Source organism: Cellulomonas cellasea (assembly GCF_030372105.1).
GTDB classification, from domain to species: Bacteria; Actinomycetota; Actinomycetes; order Actinomycetales; family Cellulomonadaceae; genus Cellulomonas_A; species Cellulomonas_A cellasea_A.
In genome coordinates, this window is record NZ_JAUDBQ010000013.1 from 96,148 (window position 1) to 118,350 (window position 22,203).

General features: G+C 67.7%; 29 protein-coding genes. All 29 read right to left on the minus strand.

Features of this window, described 5'->3' with window-relative positions; translation table 11 throughout:
- Positions 1–292: 292 nt before the first annotated feature.
- Complete coding sequence (gene map / locus QUV83_RS13095; protein ID WP_289565093.1) at positions 293–1,126, minus strand: type I methionyl aminopeptidase; 834 nt, start codon at positions 1,124–1,126, stop codon at positions 293–295.
- A 3-nt stretch (positions 1,127–1,129) separates the two neighbouring features.
- Positions 1,130–1,708, minus strand: a complete 579-nt coding sequence (locus QUV83_RS13100) for an adenylate kinase (RefSeq protein WP_289565095.1) — start codon at positions 1,706–1,708, stop codon at positions 1,130–1,132.
- On the minus strand, positions 1,708–3,006 hold the full coding sequence (gene secY / locus QUV83_RS13105; RefSeq protein ID WP_289565096.1) for a preprotein translocase subunit SecY: 1,299 nt from the start codon (positions 3,004–3,006) through the stop codon (positions 1,708–1,710). The genes QUV83_RS13100 and secY overlap by 1 nt, the downstream gene beginning before the upstream one ends.
- A gap of 216 nt (positions 3,007–3,222) precedes the next feature.
- Positions 3,223–3,843: a 50S ribosomal protein L15 gene (gene rplO / locus QUV83_RS13110; protein WP_289565097.1), complete on the minus strand. Its 621-nt coding sequence runs from the start codon at positions 3,841–3,843 to the stop codon at positions 3,223–3,225.
- Positions 3,844–3,845: 2 nt separating this feature from the next.
- Complete coding sequence (gene rpmD / locus QUV83_RS13115; RefSeq protein WP_066582352.1) at positions 3,846–4,028, minus strand: 50S ribosomal protein L30; 183 nt, start codon at positions 4,026–4,028, stop codon at positions 3,846–3,848.
- Entirely contained in the window at positions 4,028–4,666 is a 639-nt protein-coding gene (rpsE, locus tag QUV83_RS13120; protein WP_066582351.1) for a 30S ribosomal protein S5, read from the minus strand. Before rpsE ends, rpmD begins: the two co-directional genes overlap by 1 nt.
- Before the next feature lie 40 nt (positions 4,667–4,706).
- Positions 4,707–5,078 (minus strand): 50S ribosomal protein L18, encoded by a 372-nt coding sequence (rplR, locus tag QUV83_RS13125; RefSeq protein WP_289565099.1) that lies wholly within the window; start codon positions 5,076–5,078, stop codon positions 4,707–4,709.
- A 3-nt stretch (positions 5,079–5,081) separates the two neighbouring features.
- Complete coding sequence (gene rplF / locus QUV83_RS13130; RefSeq protein WP_289565101.1) at positions 5,082–5,621, minus strand: 50S ribosomal protein L6; 540 nt, start codon at positions 5,619–5,621, stop codon at positions 5,082–5,084.
- A gap of 24 nt (positions 5,622–5,645) precedes the next feature.
- Positions 5,646–6,044 (minus strand): 30S ribosomal protein S8, encoded by a 399-nt coding sequence (gene rpsH / locus QUV83_RS13135; RefSeq protein ID WP_289565103.1) that lies wholly within the window; start codon positions 6,042–6,044, stop codon positions 5,646–5,648.
- A 68-nt stretch (positions 6,045–6,112) separates the two neighbouring features.
- The gene (locus tag QUV83_RS13140) at positions 6,113–6,298 is read right to left on the minus strand and encodes a type Z 30S ribosomal protein S14 (RefSeq protein WP_289565105.1); all 186 of its coding nucleotides are present in this window, start codon (positions 6,296–6,298) and stop codon (positions 6,113–6,115) included.
- Positions 6,299–6,300: 2 nt separating this feature from the next.
- Complete coding sequence (gene rplE, locus QUV83_RS13145; RefSeq protein WP_227570313.1) at positions 6,301–6,876, minus strand: 50S ribosomal protein L5; 576 nt, start codon at positions 6,874–6,876, stop codon at positions 6,301–6,303.
- The gene (gene rplX, locus QUV83_RS13150) at positions 6,876–7,217 is read right to left on the minus strand and encodes a 50S ribosomal protein L24 (RefSeq protein ID WP_289565107.1); all 342 of its coding nucleotides are present in this window, start codon (positions 7,215–7,217) and stop codon (positions 6,876–6,878) included. Before rplX ends, rplE begins: the two co-directional genes overlap by 1 nt.
- A gap of 2 nt (positions 7,218–7,219) precedes the next feature.
- Positions 7,220–7,588, minus strand: a complete 369-nt coding sequence (rplN, locus tag QUV83_RS13155) for a 50S ribosomal protein L14 (protein WP_066582344.1) — start codon at positions 7,586–7,588, stop codon at positions 7,220–7,222.
- Positions 7,589–7,722: 134 nt separating this feature from the next.
- On the minus strand, positions 7,723–8,040 hold the full coding sequence (rpsQ, locus tag QUV83_RS13160; protein WP_289565108.1) for a 30S ribosomal protein S17: 318 nt from the start codon (positions 8,038–8,040) through the stop codon (positions 7,723–7,725).
- A 7-nt stretch (positions 8,041–8,047) separates the two neighbouring features.
- Positions 8,048–8,287, minus strand: coding sequence for a 50S ribosomal protein L29 (rpmC, locus tag QUV83_RS13165; protein WP_034625876.1), 240 nt, complete (start codon positions 8,285–8,287; stop codon positions 8,048–8,050).
- Positions 8,287–8,703, minus strand: a complete 417-nt coding sequence (gene rplP / locus QUV83_RS13170) for a 50S ribosomal protein L16 (protein WP_066582342.1) — start codon at positions 8,701–8,703, stop codon at positions 8,287–8,289. The genes rpmC and rplP overlap by 1 nt, the downstream gene beginning before the upstream one ends.
- A 3-nt stretch (positions 8,704–8,706) precedes the next feature.
- Entirely contained in the window at positions 8,707–9,531 is an 825-nt protein-coding gene (rpsC, locus tag QUV83_RS13175; protein WP_066582341.1) for a 30S ribosomal protein S3, read from the minus strand.
- Entirely contained in the window at positions 9,531–9,902 is a 372-nt protein-coding gene (gene rplV / locus QUV83_RS13180; RefSeq protein WP_066582340.1) for a 50S ribosomal protein L22, read from the minus strand. Before rplV ends, rpsC begins: the two co-directional genes overlap by 1 nt.
- Positions 9,903–9,961: 59 nt before the next feature.
- The gene (gene rpsS / locus QUV83_RS13185; protein WP_227570309.1) at positions 9,962–10,243 is read right to left on the minus strand and encodes a 30S ribosomal protein S19; all 282 of its coding nucleotides are present in this window, start codon (positions 10,241–10,243) and stop codon (positions 9,962–9,964) included.
- Between the two features lie 12 nt (positions 10,244–10,255).
- Positions 10,256–11,092 (minus strand): 50S ribosomal protein L2, encoded by an 837-nt coding sequence (rplB, locus tag QUV83_RS13190; RefSeq protein ID WP_289565112.1) that lies wholly within the window; start codon positions 11,090–11,092, stop codon positions 10,256–10,258.
- 35 nt (positions 11,093–11,127) lie between these two features.
- Positions 11,128–11,433 (minus strand): 50S ribosomal protein L23, encoded by a 306-nt coding sequence (gene rplW, locus QUV83_RS13195; protein ID WP_289565114.1) that lies wholly within the window; start codon positions 11,431–11,433, stop codon positions 11,128–11,130.
- Positions 11,430–12,128, minus strand: a complete 699-nt coding sequence (gene rplD, locus QUV83_RS13200; RefSeq protein WP_289565115.1) for a 50S ribosomal protein L4 — start codon at positions 12,126–12,128, stop codon at positions 11,430–11,432. Before rplD ends, rplW begins: the two co-directional genes overlap by 4 nt.
- A gap of 4 nt (positions 12,129–12,132) precedes the next feature.
- Complete coding sequence (gene rplC, locus QUV83_RS13205) at positions 12,133–12,792, minus strand: 50S ribosomal protein L3 (protein WP_289565117.1); 660 nt, start codon at positions 12,790–12,792, stop codon at positions 12,133–12,135.
- A 22-nt stretch (positions 12,793–12,814) separates the two neighbouring features.
- Positions 12,815–13,123 carry a 30S ribosomal protein S10 gene (gene rpsJ, locus QUV83_RS13210; protein WP_012867945.1) on the minus strand — a complete coding sequence of 103 codons (309 nt, stop codon included), beginning with the start codon at positions 13,121–13,123 and terminating at the stop codon, positions 12,815–12,817.
- A 346-nt stretch (positions 13,124–13,469) separates the two neighbouring features.
- A complete protein-coding gene (gene tuf, locus QUV83_RS13215) occupies positions 13,470–14,663 on the minus strand; it encodes an elongation factor Tu (RefSeq protein WP_289565129.1) in 1,194 nt (397 codons plus the stop codon).
- Positions 14,664–14,786: 123 nt separating this feature from the next.
- Positions 14,787–16,889, minus strand: a complete 2,103-nt coding sequence (gene fusA / locus QUV83_RS13220) for an elongation factor G (RefSeq protein ID WP_289565131.1) — start codon at positions 16,887–16,889, stop codon at positions 14,787–14,789.
- A 48-nt stretch (positions 16,890–16,937) separates the two neighbouring features.
- On the minus strand, positions 16,938–17,408 hold the full coding sequence (gene rpsG / locus QUV83_RS13225; RefSeq protein WP_289565132.1) for a 30S ribosomal protein S7: 471 nt from the start codon (positions 17,406–17,408) through the stop codon (positions 16,938–16,940).
- Positions 17,408–17,782: a 30S ribosomal protein S12 gene (gene rpsL / locus QUV83_RS13230; RefSeq protein WP_066582331.1), complete on the minus strand. Its 375-nt coding sequence runs from the start codon at positions 17,780–17,782 to the stop codon at positions 17,408–17,410. Before rpsL ends, rpsG begins: the two co-directional genes overlap by 1 nt.
- 463 nt (positions 17,783–18,245) lie before the next feature.
- Positions 18,246–22,115: a DNA-directed RNA polymerase subunit beta' gene (locus QUV83_RS13235; RefSeq protein WP_289565134.1), complete on the minus strand. Its 3,870-nt coding sequence runs from the start codon at positions 22,113–22,115 to the stop codon at positions 18,246–18,248.
- Between the last annotated feature and the right edge of the window lie 88 nt (positions 22,116–22,203).

Below are 22,203 nucleotides of genomic sequence, written 5' to 3' on the forward strand. Positions count from 1 at the left end.
CGGTGTCGGATTCCCTCGCGCAGATCCCCGACCTGCGCGATCGCGAGACTATCCGACAAACTGGACAGCGATCCAACAAACGCCGGATATCCCCGCCGATCGGGCGTATCTCCGCCGCTTTTCACCCACGGCGGGGCGAATCCCCCTCGCCTCGCCCCACCAATCGGGTGATGCGGGCGTTGATGGCAGGCTGGGAGCGCTGGCAGGCAGGGCGCCCGCGCAGACGACAACGCCCGCCGCGCCGGGAAGGCGCAGCGGGCGTCAAGGCACAGCGGGCGTCGAAGCAGAGGCCTCAGTCGAGCGGCGAGACCGTCACCCCGAGCTCGGCGAGGCGCGCGGCGCCGCCGTCGGGGGCCGTCAGCACCCAGATGCCGTCCTCGAGGATGGCGACGGTGTGCTCCCAATGGGACGCGCGCGACCCGTCCTCCGTGACCACGGTCCAGTCGTCGGCCAGCACGCGGGTGCGCTGGTCGCCGCGGACCAGCATGGGCTCGATCGCCACGCACATGCCGGGGCGCACCTTGGGGCCACGCTCACGGGTGCGGTAGTTCGGCACGTCGGGCGGCAGGTGCATCGCCGAGCCGATCCCATGGCCCACATAGTCCTGCACGATGCCGAGCCCAGGGCCGCCAGCGGCGTGCGCGGCCTCGACCACGTCCTCCACCGCGTCGCCGACGGCGCCGAGGCGGTCGGCCGTGGCGAGCGCCGCGATGCCAGCCCACATGGCGCGCTCGGTGATGTCGCTCAGCGCGACGTCAGCGGGGTCGGCCTCGGGCAGCACCACGGTGATCGCCGAGTCTCCGTGCCAGCCGTCGACGATCGCCCCGCAGTCGATGGAGACGATGTCCCCGGCCTGCAGCACCCGGTCCCCCGGGATGCCGTGGACCACCTCGTCGTTGACTGAGACGCAGATCGTGGCCGGGTAGTCCATGTAGCCGAGGAACGAGGGCGTGGCCCCCGCCGACCTGATGGCCTCGGCGGCGATCACGTCGAGGTCCCGCGTGGTGAGCCCGGGCCGCACGGCGCCGCGCACCGCGGCGAGCGCGTCAGCGACCACCAGGCCCGCGCGACGCATCGTGCGGACCTGGTCCGGGGTCTTGAGCTCGATCCGTTCGCGTCCGAACATCACTCAGGCGAGGTGTGCGGCGAGCGCCAGCATCAGGCGCTCGGTGACGTCGTCGACCGATCCGAGCCCGTCGACGCGGACCAGCAGCCCGCGGTCCTCGTAGACCTGCGAGATCGGCGCGGTCTGCAGCGCGTACACCTCGAGCCGGTGGCGGATGACGGGCTCGGTGTCGTCGGCGCGGCCCTCGATCTGGGCGCGGCTGAGCAGTCGCTCCACCACGACCTCGGGGTCGGCGGTGAGCTCCACGGCCACGTCCAACGGACGGCCCGCGGCAGCGAGGATGTCGTCCAGCTCGCCGACCTGGGCGACGTTGCGCGGATAGCCGTCGAGCAGGAAGCCGTCGCGGGCGTCGGCCTGGGCCAGACGGTCGCGCACCATCGCGTTCGTGAGCTCGTCAGGCACCAGCGCGCCCACTGCGGTGTACTCCTGGACCTTGCGGCCCAGCTCCGTGCCGCCGGTGATGTTGGCCCGGAAGATGTCGCCGGTGGAGATCGCCGGGATGGCGAGCCGCTCGGCCAGCCGGGATGCCTGCGTGCCCTTGCCCGCCCCGGGAGGGCCGAGCAGGACCAGACGCGCACTCATTATTTGAGGAACCCTTCATAGTGCCGCTGCTGAAGCTGCGACTCGATCTGCTTGACGGTTTCCAGGCCGACGCCCACCACGATGAGGATCGACGCCCCGCCGAACGGCACGTTGGTGCCGACGCCGAGCACGATGAACGTGATCGTGGGGATCAGCGCGACCATCGCCAGGTACACCGACCCGGGCGCGGTGATGCGCGTGATGACGAAGTCGAGGTACTCGGCCGTGGGACGGCCGGCCCGGATGCCGGGGATGAAGCCTCCGTACTTCTTCATGTTGTCGGCGACCTCGTCCGGGTTGAACGTGATAGCCGTGTAGAAGTAGCAGAAGAAGATGATCAGGACGACGAAGATCGCGTTGTAGAGCGGCGCGCTCGGCGTGGCCAGGTTGTTCGTGATCCAGATGACCCAGCCCTGGGTCGTGTCCGCGAACTGCGCGATGAGCGCCGGGACGGCGAGCAGCGACGACGCGAAGATCACCGGGATGATGCCGGCCATGTTGATCTTGATCGGGATGTAGGTGCTCGAGCCGCCGTACATGCGCCGGCCGACCATCCGCTTGGCGTACTGCACCGGGATCCGTCGCTGCGACTGCTCGACGAACACCACCAGCGCGACGACCAGGACGATCACGGCGAGCACGATGATGAACTTGGTGATGCCGCCGGAGCCGCCAGCGATCGACCACATGGCGCCGGGGAACGACGCGGCGATCGAGATGAAGATCAGGAGCGACATGCCGTTGCCGACGCCGCGCTCGGTGATGAGCTCGCCGAACCACATGATCAGCCCGGTGCCGGCGGTCATGGTGATGACCATGAGCACCACGGTGACCCAGCCGCTGTCCGGGATCACGGGGACGGAGCACCCGGTGAACAGCTGGCCGCTGCGGGCCACGGTGACGATGGTCGTCGACTGCAGCACCGCCAGGGCGATGGTGAGGTAGCGGGTGTACTGCGTGAGCTTCGCGGTGCCCTGCTGCCCCTCCTTGTGGAGGGCCTCGAAGCGCGGGATCACCACGCGCAGCAGCTGGACGATGATGCTCGCCGTGATGTACGGCATGATCCCCAGCGCGAACACGGACAGCTGGAGCAGCGCCCCGCCGCTGAACAGGTTGATCAGGCCGAGCAGCGTGTTGCCCTCTGACGTCTCCGCGATGCAGAGCTGAACGTTCTTGGACGACACCCCCGGCGTCGGCAGGAACGAGCCGACGCGATAGATGACGATCACGCCGATCGTGAAGAGCAGCTTGCGCCGCAGGTCGGGCGTCCTGAAAGCCCGTGCGAATGCGCTGAGCACCTGTCCTCCTGGTCCGCCGAGGCGGTGTGTCGTACAGCCGGGCGATGCAGCCGTCAATGAGCGTCGAGGACCTGCGATCGACTCGAGGCCACTGGGCACCTTAACGGAGATCGGCCACGTTGCGGGAAACGGGGCATCCTCTGAGAACCGGCGGGCGATTCTGCGGGGATGCAGAACGGGGTCGGCGACCTGTGGGCCGCCGACCCCGTCCGGCGATCAGTCCTGCTCGACGCTCCCACCGGCGGCAAGGATCTTGTCCTTCGCCGACGAGGAGTACGCGTCCACCGAGACGGAGAGCTTGACCGTCAGCTCACCCGTGCCCAGCACCTTGACCGGCGCGCCCTTGCGGACGGCGCCCTTCGCGACCAGGTCCTCGACCGTGACGTCGCCGCCGCTCGGGTAGAGCGCCGACAGCTTGTCCAGGTTCACGACCTGGTACTCGACACGGAACGGGTTCTTGAAGCCGCGAAGCTTGGGCAGCCGCATGTGCATCGGCATCTGCCCACCCTCGAAGCGCTCCGGGACCTGGTAGCGGGCCTTGGTGCCCTTGGTCCCACGCCCGGCGGTCTTACCCTTCGACGCCTCACCACGACCCACACGGGTCTTGGCGGTCTTGGCGCCGGGGGCGGGGCGCAGGTGGTGCACCTTGAGGGTGCCACCGTTGCCGACCTCGGCCGCAGCGGCCTCGGCCTTCGCCTTGGCCGACGACGCGGCGGGCTTCTCAGCCTTGGCCTTGGCCGCCTTGGGGGCAGCCTCCGTCGTCTTCTTGGCCGGAGCCTTCTTGGCCGGGGTCTTCACCTCGGCCGTCTCGTCGGTGGCCTTCTTGTCATCAGCCATCGTCACTCGACCTCCTCGACCGCGACGAGGTGCGTCACCGTGGTGACCATGCCGCGGATCTCAGGGCGGTCCTCCTTGACGACGACGTCGCCGATCCGCTTGAGGCCCAGGGTGCGCAGCGTGTCGCGCTGGTTCTGCTTGCCGCCGATGGCGGACTTCGTCTGCGTGACCTTGAGGCGCGCCATCATGCACCTGCCTTCGATGCGATGCCCGCGGCCTGCGCGCGCAGCATCGGAGCCGGCGCGACGTGCTCGAGCGGCAGGCCACGGCGAGCAGCCACGGCCTCCGGCTTCTCGAGCCCGCGCAGCGCCGCAACCGTCGCGTGCACGATGTTGATCGCGTTCGTCGAACCGAGCGACTTGCTCAGGACGTCGTGAATGCCGGCGCACTCGAGCACCGCACGCACCGGGCCACCGGCGATCACACCGGTACCAGGCGACGCGGGGCGCAGGAACACGACTCCGGCCGAGGCCTCACCCTGGATGGGGTGCGGGATGGTGCCCTGGATGCGGGGAACCTTGAAGAAGTTCTTCTTGGCCTCCTCGACGCCCTTGGCGATCGCCGCGGGCACCTCCTTGGCCTTCCCGTAGCCGACGCCGACAGTCCCGTCGCCGTCCCCCACCACGACAAGCGCGGTGAAGCTGAACCGGCGGCCACCCTTGACGACCTTGGCCACGCGGTTGATGGTCACGACGCGCTCGAGGAACGCGCTCTTCTCGACGGCGTCACCCCGACGGCCGCCGTCCCGACGGCCACCGTCGCGACGGTCACCGCCGGAGCCCCCCTGGGGGGCGCCAGTGTTGCTGCGCTGAGGAGCAGCCATCAGTGAGTCCTCTTCTTCGATGCGGAGATGAGCAGCGTCGTCACAGGGCCAGACCGCCTTCGCGGGCCCCGTCGGCGACAGCTGCCACCCGGCCGTGGTACTTGTTGCCGCCGCGGTCGAAGACGACCGCGTCGATGCCGGCGGCCTTGGCGCGCTCGGCGACGAGCTCGCCGACCTTGCGGGCCTTAGCCGTCTTGTCGCCCTCGAGGGCGCGCAGGTCGACCTCGAGGGTGGACGCCGACGCGAGGGTGCGGCCGACCGAGTCGTCCACGACCTGTGCGGTCATGTGACGGCTCGAGCGGGACACGACCAGGCGCGGACGCTCGGTGGTGCCACTGACCTTCTTGCGCAGACGCAGGTGGCGGCGGGCACGGGAAACCGACTTGCCCTTGCCAAGGATCTTGAGAGCCATCGCTTACTTACCAGCCTTTCCGACCTTGCGGCGGACCAGCTCGCCCGCGTATCGCACGCCCTTGCCCTTGTAGGGCTCAGGCTTGCGGATCTTGCGGATGTTGGCGGCGACCTCGCCGACCTGCTGCTTGTCGATGCCGGAGACCGAGAACTTGTTCGGGCCCTCGACGGTGAACGTGATGCCAGCAGGGGGCGTGACGACGACAGGGTGGGAGAACCCGAGCGCGAACTCGAGGTCAGAGCCCTTGGCCGTGACGCGGTAGCCGGTGCCGACGATCTCGAGCTTCTTCTCGTAACCCTCGGTCACACCGGTGACCTGGTTGGCGAGCAGCGTGCGGGTGAGACCGTGCAGCGAACGCGATTCGCGCTCGTCGTTGGGGCGCGTGACCACCAGCGAGCCGCTGTCGTCACGCGAGACCTCGATAGGGGCGGGGATGGCGTGCGTCAGGGTGCCCTTGGGGCCCTTGAACGTCACGACGCCTCCGTCGATGTTGACTTCCACGCCGGCCGGGACCGGGACGGGGATTCTGCCGATACGAGACATGGCTAGCTCCTTTCCGTCTCGGACTTACCAGACGTAGGCGAGGACTTCCCCACCCACGCCCTTCTTGGCGGCCTGCTTGTCGGTGAGGAGGCCTGAGGACGTGGACAGAATCGCCACGCCGAGGCCGCCGAGCACCCTGGGCAGGTTGGTGGACTTGGCATACACGCGCAGGCCCGGCTTGGACACGCGCTTGATGCCGGCGAGCGAGCGCTCACGGTTCGGGCCGTACTTGAGCTCGATGGTGAGGCTCTTGCCCACGCGGGCGTCCTCGACCTTCCAGCTCGCGATGTAGCCCTCAGCCTGGAGGATCTCCGCAATGCTCGACTTGAGCTTGGAGTACGGCATCGTCACGGAGTCGTGGTGCGCCGAGTTGGCGTTACGCAGACGCGTCAGGAAGTCTGCGATCGGGTCGGTCATCGTCATGTTGGGGCTTTAGCCCTTCCTCGCCGTGGTATCCGGGGCCAGTGGCCCCGGACCGACGACGTAGTTGATTACCAGCTGCTCTTGGTGACGCCGGGCAGCTCGCCCGCGTGAGCCATCTGGCGCACGCAGATACGGCACAGCCCGAACTTGCGGTACACGGAGTGCGGACGTCCGCACTTCTGGCACCGGGTGTAAGCGCGCACCTTGAACTTCTGAGTCCCGGCGGCCTTGTTGATCAGGGCGGTCTTCGCCATGTTCAGTCCTCCTTGAAGGGGAAGCCGAGACGCTTGAGCAGCGAGCGGCCCTCGTCGTCGGTCGTCGCGGTCGTCACGATGGTGATGTCCATGCCGCGGACGCGATCGATCTTGTCCTGGTCGATCTCGTGGAACATGGACTGCTCCGTGAGGCCGAACGTGTAGTTGCCGTGCCCGTCGAACTGCTTGGGCGAGAGCCCACGGAAGTCGCGGATACGCGGCAGCGCCGTCGAGAGCAGCCGGTCCAGGAACTCCCAGGCCCGGTCGCCGCGCAGCGTGACGTGCGCGCCGATCGGCATGCCCTCACGCAGCTTGAACTGCGCGATGGACTTGCGGGCCTTGGTGACCTGCGGCTTCTGGCCCGTGATGAGGGTCAGGTCGCGGATCGCGCCGTCGATGAGCTTGGAGTCCTTCGCAGCGTCGCCGACACCCATGTTCACGACGACCTTGGTGAGGCGCGCGACCTGGTTGACGTTCTCGTGCTGGAACTCCTCGCGCAGCGCGGGGACGATCTCCTCGGCGTAACGCGTCTTGAGGCGGGGCTTGATGCCCTGCGTGGTCTCGTCGATGGCGGTCATCAGATGTCCTTACCGGAGCGCTTGGCGACGCGGACCCGGACCGTGCGGGTGCGTCCATCGCGCTCGACCTGCTCGGTGCGGTAGCCGACCCGGGTGCCCTTCTTGGTCTCCGGGTCCACGAGCATCACGTTGCTGATGTGGATGGGGGCCTCGACGGTCTCGATGCCACCGGTGCGGGTGCCGCGCTGCGACTGGCCGACCTTGACGTGCTTGGTGACACGCTGGACGCCCTCGACGACGACGCGCTGCGTCTCCGTGAGGACCTCGAGGACGCGACCCTGCTGGCCCTTGTCGCGGCCGGAGATGACGACCACGAGGTCGCCCTTCTTGATCTTCGCCATGGTCAGAGCACCTCCGGAGCCAGCGAGATGATCTTCATGAACTTCTTGTCACGCAGCTCGCGGCCCACCGGGCCGAAGATGCGCGTGCCGCGAGGCTCACCGTCGTTCTTGAGGATCACGGCCGCGTTCTCGTCGAACTTGATGTACGAGCCGTCGGGACGCCGACGCTCCTTCTTGGTGCGGACGATGACCGCCTTGACGACGTCGCCCTTCTTGACGTTGCCGCCCGGGATCGCGTCCTTGACGGTGGCGACGATGGTGTCGCCGATACCGGCGTAGCGGCGACCGGAGCCACCGAGAACACGGATGCAGAGAATCTCCTTGGCACCCGTGTTGTCGGCGACGCGAAGTCGCGACTCCTGCTGAATCATCTACTGAACTCCTGTCGTCTGCCGGTTCTCGCGAACGAGCCTGGCCGAACGGATAGTTGCCGTCGTGCACACGTCGCCTCGTGGGGCTCTTTCAGCCCCACGAGGCCCGTGGGCAACTTCTGAGTACTGCTGGACTACTTGGCCTTCTCGATGATCTCAACGAGGCGGAACCGCTTCGTTGCCGAGATCGGACGCGTCTCCATGATGGTGACAAGGTCGCCGATGCCAGCAGCGCTGGCCTCGTCGTGCACCTTGACCTTGCTCGTCCGTCGGATGACCTTGCCGTAGAGCGGGTGCTTGACCCGGTCCTCGACCTCGACCACGACGGTCTTCTGCATCTTGTCGCTGACGACGTACCCGCGCATGGTCTTGCGCTGGCTACGCGGGGCAGCGGCGGCGGTGGTCTCCTCGGCGGCCGGGGCCGCCTCGACCTTCTCAGTGTTCGCGCTCATCGTGACCTCACTCGCTCGCGCTCGGGGCAGTACGGATGCCGAGCTCGCGCTCACGCAGGATCGTGTAGATCCGCGCGATGTCACGACGCACGGCCTTGAGCCGCCCGTGGCTCTCGAGCTGGCCCGTCGCCGACTGGAAGCGGAGGTTGAACAGCTCCTCCTTGGCCTTCTTCAGCTCGGCGACAAGGCGCTCGTCATCGAAGGCGTCCAGCTCGCTGGGAGCCAGGTCCTTGGTTCCGATTGCCATCAGTTACCACCCTCGCGAACCACAAAACGGGTCTTCATCGGGAGCTTGTGCTGCGCGCGGCGCATGGCCTCGCGAGCCAGGGGCTCCGGGACTCCGCCGAGCTCGAACAGCACTCGGCCGGGCTTGACGTTGGCGATCCACCACTCGGGCGAACCCTTACCGGAACCCATGCGGGTCTCGGCAGGCTTCTTCGTGAGCGGCCGGTCCGGGTAGATGTTGATCCAGACCTTGCCGCCACGCTTGATGTGGCGGGTCATGGCGATACGAGCAGCCTCGATCTGCCGGTTGGTGACGTAGGCGGGCTCGAGAGCCTGGATGCCGAACTCACCAAACGAGATCTGCGTGCCACCGGTCGCGGCGCCGGAGCGCCCCGGGTGGTGCTGCTTACGGTGCTTCAGCCTGCGCGGGATCAGCACGGCTCAGGCCTCCGTTCCGGACTCAGGAGCGGACGCCGCCGCGGGAGCCTCGGTGGAGGCTGCCTCGGCCGGCGCTTCGGTCCGCTCGGGACGGCGGGCGCCGCCGCGCGACGGACGCTCGGCGCGGTCGCCACGCGGGCCACGCGCCGGGCGCGGAGCCTGGGTCGCCTGCTCGCGGGCGAACTCCTTCTCCGTGATGTCGCCCTTGTAGATCCAGACCTTCACGCCGATGCGGCCGAAGGTCGTGCGGGCCTCGTAGAAGCCGTAGTCGATGAACGCCCGGAGGGTGTGCAGCGGCACGCGTCCCTCGCGGTAGAACTCGGTACGGCTCATCTCCGCGCCGCCGAGGCGGCCGGAGACCTGCACCCGGATGCCCTTGGCGCCGGCGCGCTGGGCGCTCTGCATGCCCTTGCGCATCGCGCGTCGGAACGACACGCGGCTCGCGAGCTGCTCGGCGATGCCCTGCGCGACGAGCTGGGCCTCGATCTCGGCGTTCTTGACCTCGAGGATGTTGAGCTGCACCTGCTTGCCGGTGAGCTTCTCCAGCTCACCGCGGATGCGGTCGGCCTCCGCGCCACGACGCCCGATGACGATGCCCGGGCGGGCGGTGTGGATGTCGACGCGGACCCGGTCGCGGGTGCGCTCGATCTCGACCTTGGCGATCCCCGCGCGCTCGAGGCCAGTGGCCATGAGCTTGCGGATCTCGACGTCCTCGCGGACGTAGTCGCGGTAGCGCTGCCCCGGCTTGGTGGAGTCGGAGAACCAGCGCGAACGGTGGTCTGTCGTGATGCCCAGGCGGTACCCGAGCGGGCTGACCTTATGTCCCACTATCGGGCCCTTCCCTTCGTGCTCTCACGCTCGGCAACAACCACGGTGATGTGGCTGGTGCGCTTGAGGATCTGGCTCGCACGACCCTGCGCCCGCGGACGGAACCGCTTGAGCGTCGGACCCTCGTCCACGAAGACCTCAGAGATGTAGAGGTCCTGCTCGTCAAGGCGCTCGTTGTTGCGCTTCGCCGCCTCACGGGCGTTGGCGATCGCGCTCTCGACCACCTTGAGGACGGTCTCCCCCGCGGCCTGCGGTGCGAACTTCAGCACCGCAACGGCCTCGCCGGCCTGCTTGCCACGGATGAGGTCCACGACGCGCCGGGCCTTCTGGGGCGTGACGCGGACGAACCGCGCCTTCGCCTTGGCTTCCATTGCTGTCCTGCCTTCTTGTCTCGTCGCCGTCAAGGGACGTCGCCTGGCTGACCCGGGGGTCAGCGGCGACGGCCCTTCCGGTCGTCCTTCTCGTGGCCGCGGAACGTCCGGGTCGGAGCGAACTCGCCCAGCTTGTGCCCGACCATCGCCTCGGTGACGAAGACCGGCGTGTGCTTGCGGCCGTCGTGCACCGCGAACGTGTGACCGAGGAAGTCGGGCGTGATGACCGACCGGCGGGACCACGTCTTGATGACGTTCTTGGTCCCCTTCTCGTTCTGGACGTCGACCTTCTTCTGCAGGTGTCCGTCGACGAACGGGCCCTTCTTCAGGCTGCGTGGCATCTCAGGCTCCTATCAGCGCTTCTTGCCGGTGCGCCGACGGCGCACGATGAGCTTGTCGCTCGGCTTGTTCGGACGACGGGTCCTGCCCTCAGGCTGGCCCCACGGGCTCACGGGGTGACGTCCACCGGACGTCTTGCCCTCACCACCACCGTGCGGGTGGTCGATCGGGTTCATGGCGACACCACGGACGGAGGGGCGCTTGCCCTTCCACCGCATGCGGCCGGCCTTGCCCCAGTTGATGTTCGACTGCTCGGCGTTGCCCACCTCGCCGACCGTCGCGCGGCAGCGCAGGTCGACGTTGCGGATCTCGCCGGACGGCATGCGCAGCTGCGCGTACGGGCCGTCCTTGGCGACGAGCTGCACCGAGACACCCGCCGAACGGGCGATCTTCGCGCCGCCACCGGGCTTGAGCTCGATGGCGTGGATGACCGTACCGGTCGGGATGTTGCGGAGCGGCAGGTTGTTGCCGGGCTTGATGTCAGCGGCAGGACCGTTCTCGATCATGTCGCCCTGGCGGAGCTTGTTCGGCGCGATGATGTAGCGCTTCTCGCCGTCCGCGTAGTGCAGCAGCGCGATGCGCGCCGTGCGGTTGGGGTCGTACTCGATGTGCGCGACCTTCGCCGGAACGCCGTCCTTGTCGTGACGACGGAAGTCGATCACGCGGTAGGCACGCTTGTGGCCGCCGCCCTGGTGACGCATGGTCACTCGACCGGTGGCGTTACGGCCACCCGTCTTGTGCAGCGGACGAACCAGCGACTTCTCCGGCGTGGAGCGCGTGATCTCGACGAAGTCGGCGACGCTTGCGCCGCGGCGCCCTGGCGTCGTCGGCTTGTACTTGCGGATTCCCATGGGGATCTGTCCTCAATCTGCTCTCAGGTCCGGCGTCAGCCGACCGGTCCGCCGAAGATGTCGATCGTGCCCTCGCGGAGGGTGACGATCGCACGCTTGGTGTCCTTGCGTCGGCCGAGGCCGAACTTGGTCCGCCGCGCCTTGCCCTTGCGGTTGACCGTGTTCACCGAAGCGACCTTGACCGAGAAGATCTGCTCGACAGCGATCTTGATCTCGGTCTTGTTCGAGCGGGGGTCCACGAGGAAGGTGTACTTGCCCTCGTCGAGCAGCCCGTAGCTCTTCTCCGAGACGACCGGCGCGAGCAGGATGTCCCGCGGGTCCTTGCCGACGGTGGCGCTCACTTCGTCTCCTCCTCAGCGGCTGCCTCGGAAGCGGTCGCGACGGCCGTGGCCGAGCGCCCCTTCGCCGGTCCGGCGAGGAACGCGTCGAGCGCGCCCTGCGTGAACACGACATCGTCCGAGATGAGCACGTCATAGGTGTTCAGCTGGTCGGCGACCAGCAGGTGCACCCGCTCGACGTTGCGGAGCGACTTCCAGGTGATCTCGTCCTGGCGCTCGACAACCACGAGCACGTTCTTGCGACCCGACAGGTTCGCCAGAACGTTCAGCGCCGACTTGGTCGACGGCGCGGCGCCCGGGGCGAAGCCCGAGACGACGTGCACGCGACCGGCGCGGGCGCGGTCCGAGAGAGCACCGCGGAGCGCCGCGGCCTTCATCTTCTTCGGGGTCCGCTGGCTGTAGTCGCGCGGCGTCGGTCCGTGGACCACTCCACCGCCGGCGAACTGGGGCGCGCGGGTCGAGCCCTGACGGGCGCGGCCGGTGCCCTTCTGCTTGTACGGCTTCTTGCCGCCACCGCGGACCTCGCCACGGGTCTTCGTCGAGGCAGTGCCCTGACGTGCCGCCGCGAGCTGCGCGACGACGACCTGGTGGATCAGCGGGACGTTGGTCTGAACGTCGAAGACGTCGGCGGGCAGGTCGGCAGTGCCGGCCTTCTTGCCCGTCGGGTCCAGGACGTCAACCGTCAGCGTGTCAGACATGGGGTCATGCCCCCTTCACTGCGGAGCGCACGACAACGACGCCACCCTTGGGGCCCGGAACGGCGCCCTTGAGGAGCACCAGGCCCTTCTCGGCGTCGACCGCGTGCACGGTCAGGTTCTGTGTGGTCTGGCGGTCGACACCCATCCGACCAGCCATCTTGATGCCCTTGAAGACTCGCGACGGGGTCGAGGCCCCACCGATCGAGCCGGCCTTGCGGTGGTTGCGGTGCGCACCGTGGGAGGCGCCGACGCCGTGGAAGCCGTGACGCTTCATCACACCGGCGGTGCCCTTGCCCTTGGTCGTGCCGACGACGTCCACCAGCGAGCCGGCCTCGAAGGCGGCAGCGGTGAGCTCCTGGCCGAGCGTGTACTCGGAGGCGTCGGTGGTGCGGATCTCGGCCACATGCCGGCGGGGGGTGACCCCGGCCTTCTCGAAGTGGCCCTTCAGCGGCTGGCTCACCTTGCGCGGGTCGATCTGGCCGTAGGCCAGCTGGATCGCGGAGTAGCCGTCCGTGTCAGCGGAGCGGACCTGGGTCACGACGTTCGTCCCGACCTGCACGACGGTGACGGGGACGAGACGCCCGTTGGCGTCCCAGACCTGCGTCATGCCGAGCTTGGTGCCGAGCAGCGCCGTGACGGGGCGCGCGTTCTGCTGGGTGGTCATAAAGATCAGTTCCTTCCCAGCGTCAGAGCTTGATCTCGATGTTCACGTCAGCCGGCAGGTCGAGGCGCATAAGCGAGTCGACCGCCTTCGGCGTGGGATCGATGATGTCGATGAGCCGCTTGTGCGTGCGCATCTCAAAGTGCTCGCGGCTGTCCTTGTACTTGTGAGGCGACCGGATGACGCAGAAGACGTTCTTCTCCGTCGGCAGCGGCACCGGGCCCACGACCGTCGCACCAGCGCGTGTCACCGTGTCGACGATCTTGCGCGCCGAGCTGTCGATGACCTCGTGGTCGTAGGACTTGAGCCGGATGCGGATCTTCTGTCCCGCCATGGCGTCGTCTACTTCTCTCTCTCGAACCGCTTCTGTCCGACCCCCGCGCTCGGGCGTGTCGCTTTTCGCGACACACTCTCGCGCTGCATTCCACGCCAGGACGGCGGAAACGAGGTCGTTGTGTGCTGTCTGAGCTCTCTCCACCGCCGGGTGACCCCGGGGCCTGCAGAGCTCTCAACGTGTCTCTGCCCGGCGAATCAGCGCTAGCGCACGAGTGCGCGCGCCCGCACCGGGCAACCTGAACAGTGTGCCAGAACATGGCACCGATGACCAACTCGCCCTGGTCGGAAAACCGACCGGGGACATGCGCAGGGCCCGGACGCGAACGTCCGGGCCCTGCGGAAGATCACTTGAGGATCTTCGTGACCTTGCCCGAGCCGACGGTCCGGCCACCCTCGCGGATGGCGAAGCCGAGGCCCTCTTCCATGGCGATCGGCTGGATCAGCTGAACCGTGATCTCAGTGTTGTCGCCGGGCATGACCATCTCGGTGCCCTCAGGCAGCGTGATGACGCCGGTGACGTCCGTCGTGCGGAAGTAGAACTGCGGACGGTAGTTGCCGTAGAACGGGTTGTGACGGCCGCCCTCGTCCTTGGCCAGGATGTAGACCTGGCCCTCGAACTCGGTGTGCGGCGTGATGGAGCCCGGCTTCACGACGACCTGGCCACGCTCGACCTCTTCGCGCTTCGTGCCACGAAGGAGCAGACCGACGTTCTCGCCGGCCTCGGCGTAGTCAAGCAGCTTGCGGAACATCTCGACGCCGGTGACCGTGGTCTTGATCGCCTTCTCCTTGATGCCGACGATCTCCACCTCCTCGTTCACCTTGAGCGAGCCGCGCTCGACACGACCGGTGACGACCGTGCCACGACCGGTGATCGTGAAGACGTCCTCGATGGGCATGAGGAACGGCTTGTCGATCTCGCGGAGCGGGTCCGGGACGTTCTCGTCGACGGCGTCCAGCAGGTCCTCGACGGACTTGACCCACTGCGGGTCGCCCTCGAGGGCCTTGAGGCCGGACACGCGCACCACGGGGACGTCGTCGCCCGCGAAGCCCTGCGAGGAGAGGAGCTCGCGCACCTCGACCTCGACGAGCTCGAGGATCTCCTCGTCGTCGACCATGTCGGACTTGTTCAGCGCGACGAGCAGGTACGGCACGCCGACCTGACGGGCGAGCAGGACGTGCTCACGCGTCTGGGCCATGGGGCCGTCCGTCGCGGCGACCACGAGGATCGCGCCGTCCATCTGCGCGGCGCCCGTGATCATGTTCTTGATGTAGTCGGCGTGACCAGGCGCGTCGACGTGCGCGTAGTGGCGCTTCTCGGTCTGGTACTCGACGTGCGAGATGTTGATGGTGATCCCGCGCTGCTTCTCCTCGGGCGCCTTGTCGATCTGGTCGAACGGCGTGAAGGGGTTCAGGTCGGGGTACTTGTCGTGCAGCACCTTCGAGATCGCAGCAGTCAGCGTCGTCTTGCCATGGTCGACGTGACCGATGGTCCCGATGTTGACGTGCGGCTTAGTCCGCTCGAACTTCGCCTTGCCCACTGGGTCCTCCTCAGGACTTTGGTAGAGATTGCCGAACGACGCGGGAGTCAGTGTGACTCACGCGGAGCGCGCGGTCCTACGGGTCGGTTGTGTGGTGGAACTACAGGTTGCGACCTGTGGGACTTACTCGCCCCGGGTCTTCTTGATGATCTCTTCGGCAACGTTCCGAGGAACCTCGGAGTAGCTGTCGAACTGCATCGAGTACACGGCACGACCCTGGGTCTTCGACCGCAGGTCACCGACGTACCCGAACATCTCGGAGAGCGGCACAAGGGCGCGGATCACCTTCACGCCCGTCGCGTCCTCCATGGACTGGATCATGCCTCGGCGAGAGTTGATGTCGCCGATGACCTCACCCATGTAGTCCTCGGGGGTGCGCACCTCGACGGCCATGACCGGCTCCAGGAGAACCGGGTCAGCCTTGCGCACTGCTTCCTTGAGGATCATCGAGCCGGCGATCTTGAACGCCATCTCCGAGGAGTCGACGTCGTGCGCAGCGCCGTCGAGCAGGATCGCCTTGATGCCCACGAGCGGGAAGCCCGCCAGGACACCGAGCTGCATCGCGCTCTGGATACCGGCGTCCACCGAGGGGATGTACTCCCGCGGGACACGGCCACCGGTGACCTTGTTGTCGAACTCGTACAGCTCGCCCTCGGCCGGGTCCAGCGGCTCGAAGCTCATCTGGACCTTGGCGTACTGGCCAGAGCCACCCGTCTGCTTCTTGTGGACGTAGTCGATCTTGTCCACGGCGCGGCGGATGGTCTCGCGGTACGCGACCTGGGGCTTGCCGACGTTCGCCTCGACCTTGAACTCGCGACGCATGCGGTCGACGAGGATGTCGAGGTGGAGCTCGCCCATGCCGCCGATGACGGTCTGGCCGGTCTCCTCGTCGAGGCGCACCCGGAACGTCGGGTCCTCCTCGGCGAGCTTCTGGATGGCGATGGAGAGCTTCTCCTGGTCGGCCTTCGTCTTCGGCTCGATGGCCACGTCGATGACCGGCTCGGGGAACGTCATCGACTCGAGCACGACCGGCGCCGACGGGTCGCACAGGGTGTCACCGGTAGTGACGTCCTTGAGCCCGATGAACGCGTAGATGTGGCCGGCCGAGGCCTCGTCGACGGGGTTCTCCTTGTTGGAGTGCATCTGGAAGAGCTTCCCGATGCGCTCCTTCTTCCCCTTGGTCGCGTTGAGCACCTGGGCGCCCTGCGCGACCTTGCCCGAGTACACCCGGACGTAGGTGAGCTTGCCGAAGAACGGGTGCGTCGCGACCTTGAACGCGAGGGCCGCGAACGGCTCCGTGGCGTCGGGGTGGCGCTCGACCTCGATCTCCTCGTTCTTGGCGTCGTGGCCCTTGACGGCCGGGACGTCGAGCGGGGTCGGCAGGTAGTCGATCACGGCGTCGAGCATGGGCTGGACGCCCTTGTTCTTGAACGCCGAGCCGCACAGCACCGGGTACGCCAGCGACTGGACGGTGAGCTTGCGGATGCCGCGCTTGATCTCCGCGACAGTCAGCTCCTCGCCACCGAGGTACTTCTCCAGAAGGTCCTCGTCAGCCTCGGCGACGGCCTCGATGAGGTCGGCGCGGTACTGCTCCGCCTTCTCCACCAGGTCGGCCGGGATCTCCTCGACGGAGTACGCCTCGCCCAGAGCGGTCTCGCCGCGCCACACGAGCGCGCGCATCTCGACCAGGTCGACGACGCCCGTGAAGTCGCTCTCCGAGCCGATCGGCAGCTGGATGACCAGCGGCTTGGCCTTGAGGCGGTCGACGATCGTCTTCACCGTGAAGTAGAAGTCGGCGCCGAGCTTGTCCATCTTGTTGACGAAGCAGATGCGCGGGACGTCGTACTTGTCCGCCTGCCGCCACACGGTCTCCGACTGGGGCTCCACGCCCTCCTTGCCGTCGAACACCGCGACCGCGCCGTCGAGGACGCGCAGCGAGCGCTCGACCTCGACCGTGAAGTCGACGTGGCCCGGGGTGTCGATGATGTTGATCTGGTTGTCGTGCCAGTAGCAGGTCGTCGCGGCCGACGTGATCGTGATGCCGCGCTCCTGCTCCTGCTCCATCCAGTCCATCGTCGACGCGCCGTCGTGCGTCTCACCGATCTTGTAGTTGACCCCGGTGTAGAACAGGATCCGCTCGGTGGTGGTCGTCTTGCCGGCATCGATGTGCGCCATGATGCCGATGTTGCGGACCTTGTTGAGGTCCGTCAGCACGTCCAGTGCCACGTGTTCAGCCCCTTGTCGGTTGGCTCGGAAGTTCGCGGTCCGCGGGGGTCACCAGCGGTAGTGCGCGAACGCCTTGTTGGACTCGGCCATCTTGTGCATGTCCTCGCGGCGCTTGACCGCTGCGCCCAGGCCGTTGCTGGCGTCGAGGATCTCGTTCATGAGGCGCTCGGTCATCGTCTTCTCGCGGCGGGCCCGCGAGTAGTCGGTGAGCCAGCGCAGCGCGAGCGTCGTGGAGCGCACGGGGCGGACCTCGACGGGCACCTGGTAGGTGGCGCCACCGACGCGGCGCGAACGCACCTCGAGGGCGGGGCGCACGTTCTCGAGCGCACGCTTCAGGACGACGACCGGGTCGCCCTGCGTCTTCTCACGGACGCCCTCGAGGGCGCCGTAGACGATCGACTCGGCGACGGACTTCTTGCCGTCCATGAGGACCTTGTTGATGAGCTGCGTGACGACGGGCGATCCGTAGACCGGGTCGACGATGAGCGGCCGCTTCGGGGCCGGACCCTTGCGAGGCATCAGTTGCTGCCCTTCTTCGCGCCGTAACGGCTACGAGCCTGCTTGCGGTTCTTCACGCCCTGCGTGTCGAGCGCGCCACGGACGATCTTGTAACGGACACCGGGAAGGTCCTTCACACGGCCGCCGCGGACGAGCACGATCGAGTGCTCCTGCAGGTTGTGGCCGACACCCGGGATGTACGCGGTGACCTCGATGCCGCTGGACAGCTTGACGCGCGCGACCTTGCGGAGAGCCGAGTTCGGCTTCTTCGGGGTGGTCGTGTAGACGCGGGTGCACACACCGCGGCGCTGCGGGCTGCCCTTGAGCGCGGGAGTCTTCGACTTGTTGGTCTTCGGCTGCCGGCCCTTGCGGACCAGCTGCTGGATCGTAGGCACTACGTCTCCGAGTCTGTAGGTGAGTCTCTGGTCAACCAGGTCCTAGCCCGGTCTGGTGGAGGCACTGCCGCCCGGTCCTGCCGCGACGAGCGCGACATGCACGTGCGAAGCCCTCAGGCCTTTCCTCCCGCACCGACCCCCGCGCCCGGGCGTGTCGACCGATCTCCACAGGGCGGCACACGTCGACGTCACATCGACTGTGTGTCGCACGCGGCGGATCGCTTCTCCACCCGGCACACCCCGGATCAGTTCACAATGTCCTGATGTGTCCGGGGACGTGCACGCACGAGGGCCCGACGGCGCGGGCACGGTCTCTAACGTTACCGGCGGGACCCAAGTCCGTCAAAGCAACAGGACACCGTACAACGTGTGGCTCCGCCAGACGGTGGATCCGCACGACAGACACAGCTGGGGCCCACCGCATGCGGTGGGCCCCAGCCGGGTGACGCGGGTCAGGCAGACGTCAGCGGAAGTCGCCGAAGTCGATGTCCTCGAGCGGGATCGCCTCGCCCGAGCCGAGGCCCAGGGCGGGGAAGTCGATCTCGTCATAGCCGAAGGACGGGTACAGCTCGGCCTTCGCCTCCTCGGTGGGCTCGACCTCCACGTTCCGGTAGCGGGCCAGGCCCGTGCCGGCGGGGATGAGCTTGCCGATGATGACGTTCTCCTTGAGCCCCAGCAGCGGGTCGCTGCGTCCGCTCATGGCCGCCTCGGTCAGCACGCGGGTCGTCTCCTGGAAGGAGGCGGCCGACAGCCACGAGTCGGTCGCGAGCGAGGCCTTGGTGATGCCCATGAGCTCCGGACGACCCGAGGCCGGCTGGCCGGACTCGGCCACCGCACGACGGTTGGCGTCCTCGAACCGGCCACGCTCGGCGAGCTCGCCGGGCAGCAGGTCCGTGTCGCCGGAGTCGAGGACCGTCACACGGCGCAGCATCTGCCGCACGATGACCTCGATGTGCTTGTCGTGGATGTCCACGCCCTGCGAGCGGTAGACCTCCTGGACCTCGTCCACCAGGTGCTTCTGGGTGGCACGCGGGCCGAGGATGCGGAGGACCTTCTTCGGGTCCACCGCGCCGACGACGAGCTGGGTGCCGACCTCGACGTGGTCGCCGTCGCCGACCAGCAGGCGCGAGCGCTTGGTGATCGGGTAGGCGATCTCCTCGGAGCCGTCGTCCGGCGTGAGCACGATGCGACGCGTGCGCTCGGCCTCGTCGATCGTGATCCGGCCAGAGAACTCCGCGATCGGGCCCTCACCCTTGGGGGTGCGGGCCTCGAACAGCTCCTGGATACGGGGCAGACCCTGCGTGATGTCGTCGGCCGAGGCCACGCCACCGGTGTGGAAGGTACGCATCGTCAGCTGCGTGCCGGGCTCACCGATCGACTGGGCCGCGATGATGCCGACGGCCTCGCCGATGTCGACGAGCTTGCCGGTCGCCAGCGAGCGGCCGTAGCACTTGGCGCAGGTGCCGACACGCGACTCGCACGTCAGGACCGAGCGGACCTTGAGCTCCGTGACGCCGGCCTCGAGCAGCTCGTCGAGCAGCACGTCGCCGATGTCCTCCCCCGCCTCGCCGATGACCTTGCCGTCGATCTCGACCGGCGTGGCCAGCGTGCGCGAGTAGACGCTCGTCTCGACCTTGTCGTGGCGGCGCAGCGTCCCGTCGGACCCGGGCACGCCGATCGGCATGACCAGGCCGCGCTCGGTGCCGCAGTCCTCCTCGCGGACGATGACGTCCTGCGAGACGTCCACCAGACGACGCGTGAGGTACCCCGAGTCGGCGGTCCGCAGAGCGGTGTCCGCCAGACCCTTACGGGCGCCGTGCGTCGCGATGAAGTACTCGAGGACGGACAGGCCCTCGCGGTAGTTGGCCTTGATCGGACGAGGGATGATCTCGCCCTTCGGGTTCGCCACAAGGCCACGCATACCGGCGATCTGACGGACCTGCATCCAGTTACCACGAGCCCCGGAGCCCACCATCTTGTAGACGGTGTTCTCCTTCGGGAAGTTGTCCTGCATCGCCTTGGCGACCTTGTCGGTGGCCTGCGTCCAGATCTCGATGAGCTCCTGGCGACGCTCGTCGTCGGTGATCAGGCCCTTGTCGTACTGGCCCTGCACCTTCGCCGCGCGCGCCTCGTGCTCCTCGAGGATGGCCGCCTTGGCCGCGGGGGTCGCGACATCCGAGATGGAGATCGTGACGCCCGAGCGGGTGGCCCAGCGGAAGCCGGCCTCCTTGAGCGCGTCGAGGGACGCGGCGACCGCGACCTTCGGGTAGCGCTCGGCGAGGTCGTTGACGATGACCGACAGCCGCTTCTTGTCGACGACGCCGTTCTCGTACGGGTAGTCGACCGGCAGCAGCTCGTTGAACAGCGCGCGGCCCAGCGTCGTGTCGAGCGACAGCGGCGTGCCCTGCTCCCAGCCCTCCGGGGCGTCCTCCTCCGCGAGGACCGGGTCCTCGAGGCGGATGCGCACCTTGGCGCTGAGGTCCAGGCTGCCCTGGTCGAACGCCATGATCGCCTCGGACACCGAGGAGAACGCCCGGCCGGCGCCCTTCGCGTCGTCCTTGTCGAGCGTCAGGTGGTACAGGCCGATGATCATGTCCTGGGAGGGCATGGTCACCGGACGGCCGTCCGACGGCTTCAGGATGTTGTTGCTCGAGAGCATGAGGATGCGGGCCTCAGCCTGCGCCTCCGCGCTCAGGGGCAGGTGGACAGCCATCTGGTCGCCGTCGAAGTCGGCGTTGAACGCCGCGCAGACGAGCGGGTGCAGGTGGATGGCCTTGCCCTCGACGAGCTGCGGCTCGAACGCCTGGATGCCCAGGCGGTGCAGCGTGGGGGCACGGTTGAGCAGCACGGGGTGCTCGGTGATGACCTCTTCGAGGACGTCCCACACCACCGGGCGCGCGCGCTCGACCATGCGCTTGGCCGACTTGATGTTCTGCGCGTGGTTGAGGTCCACGAGCCGCTTCATGACGAAGGGCTTGAAGAGCTCGAGCGCCATCTGCTTCGGCAGGCCGCACTGGTGCAGCTTGAGCTGCGGGCCGACGACGATGACCGAACGGCCCGAGTAGTCGACGCGCTTGCCGAGCAGGTTCTGGCGGAACCGGCCCTGCTTGCCCTTGAGCATGTCCGAGATCGACTTGAGCGGACGGTTGCCGGGGCCCGTCACCGGGCGGCCACGACGGCCGTTGTCGAACAGCGAGTCCACGGCCTCCTGGAGCATCCGCTTCTCGTTGTTCACGATGATCTCGGGCGCGCCGAGGTCCAACAGCCGCTTGAGGCGGTTGTTGCGGTTGATCACGCGGCGGTACAGGTCGTTCAGGTCCGACGTGGCGAAACGGCCACCGTCGAGCTGGACCATCGGGCGCAGGTCCGGCGGGATGACCGGGACGGCGTCCAGGACCATGCCCGTGGGCGAGTTCGTCGTCGTGAGGAACGCGTTGACGACCTTGAGCCGCTTCAGGGCACGCGTCTTGCGCTGGCCCTTGCCGTTCTTGATCGTGTCGCGCAGCGACTCCGCCTCAGCCTCCAGGTCGAAGGCCTCGAGGCGCTTCTGGATCGCCGCGGCGCCCATCGAGCCCTCGAAGTAGTTGCCGTAGCGGTCCTGGAGCTGGCGGTACAGCATCTCGTCGCCCTCGAGGTCCGCGACCTTGAGGTTCTTGAACCGGTCCCAGACGTGGTCGAGGCGGTCGAGCTCGGCGTCCGCGCGCTTGCGGATCTGCGTCATCTCGCGCTCGGCGGAGTCGCGGACCTTGCGGCGCGCGTCAGCCTTGGCGCCCTCGGCCTCGAGCTCGGCCAGGTCGGCCTCGAGCTTCTGGGCGCGGGTGTTGATGTCGTTGTCGCGGCGGTCGGCGATCTCCTTCTTCTCCAGGTCGATCTCGTTCTGGAGGTTGGGGAGGTCTTCCTGGCGGCCCTCGACGTCGACCGACGTGATCATGTACGCGGCGAAGTAGATGACCTTCTCAAGGTCCTTCGGCGCGAGGTCGAGCAGGTAGCCGAGCCGCGAGGGCACGCCCTTGAAGAACCAGATGTGCGTGACGGGCGCGGCGAGCTCGATGTGGCCCATGCGCTCACGGCGCACCTTGGAGCGCGTGACCTCGACACCACAGCGCTCGCAGATGATGCCCTTGAAGCGCACACGCTTGTACTTGCCGCAGTAGCACTCCCAGTCCCGGGTGGGGCCGAAGATCTTCTCGCAGAAGAGGCCGTCCTTCTCGGGCTTGAGCGTGCGGTAGTTGATGGTCTCGGGCTTCTTGACCTCGCCGTGCGACCAGGTGCGGATGTCCTCGGCCGTGGCCAGGCCGATTCGCAGCTCATCGAAGACATTGACGTCGAGCAAGGGGGTCCTACTTCCTTCGCTTGCCGGCGCCGCGTGGGCGGCCGGCGGATGGAGGGTGCTGCTGGGTGGTGTCGGCCCCGGCCCGGCC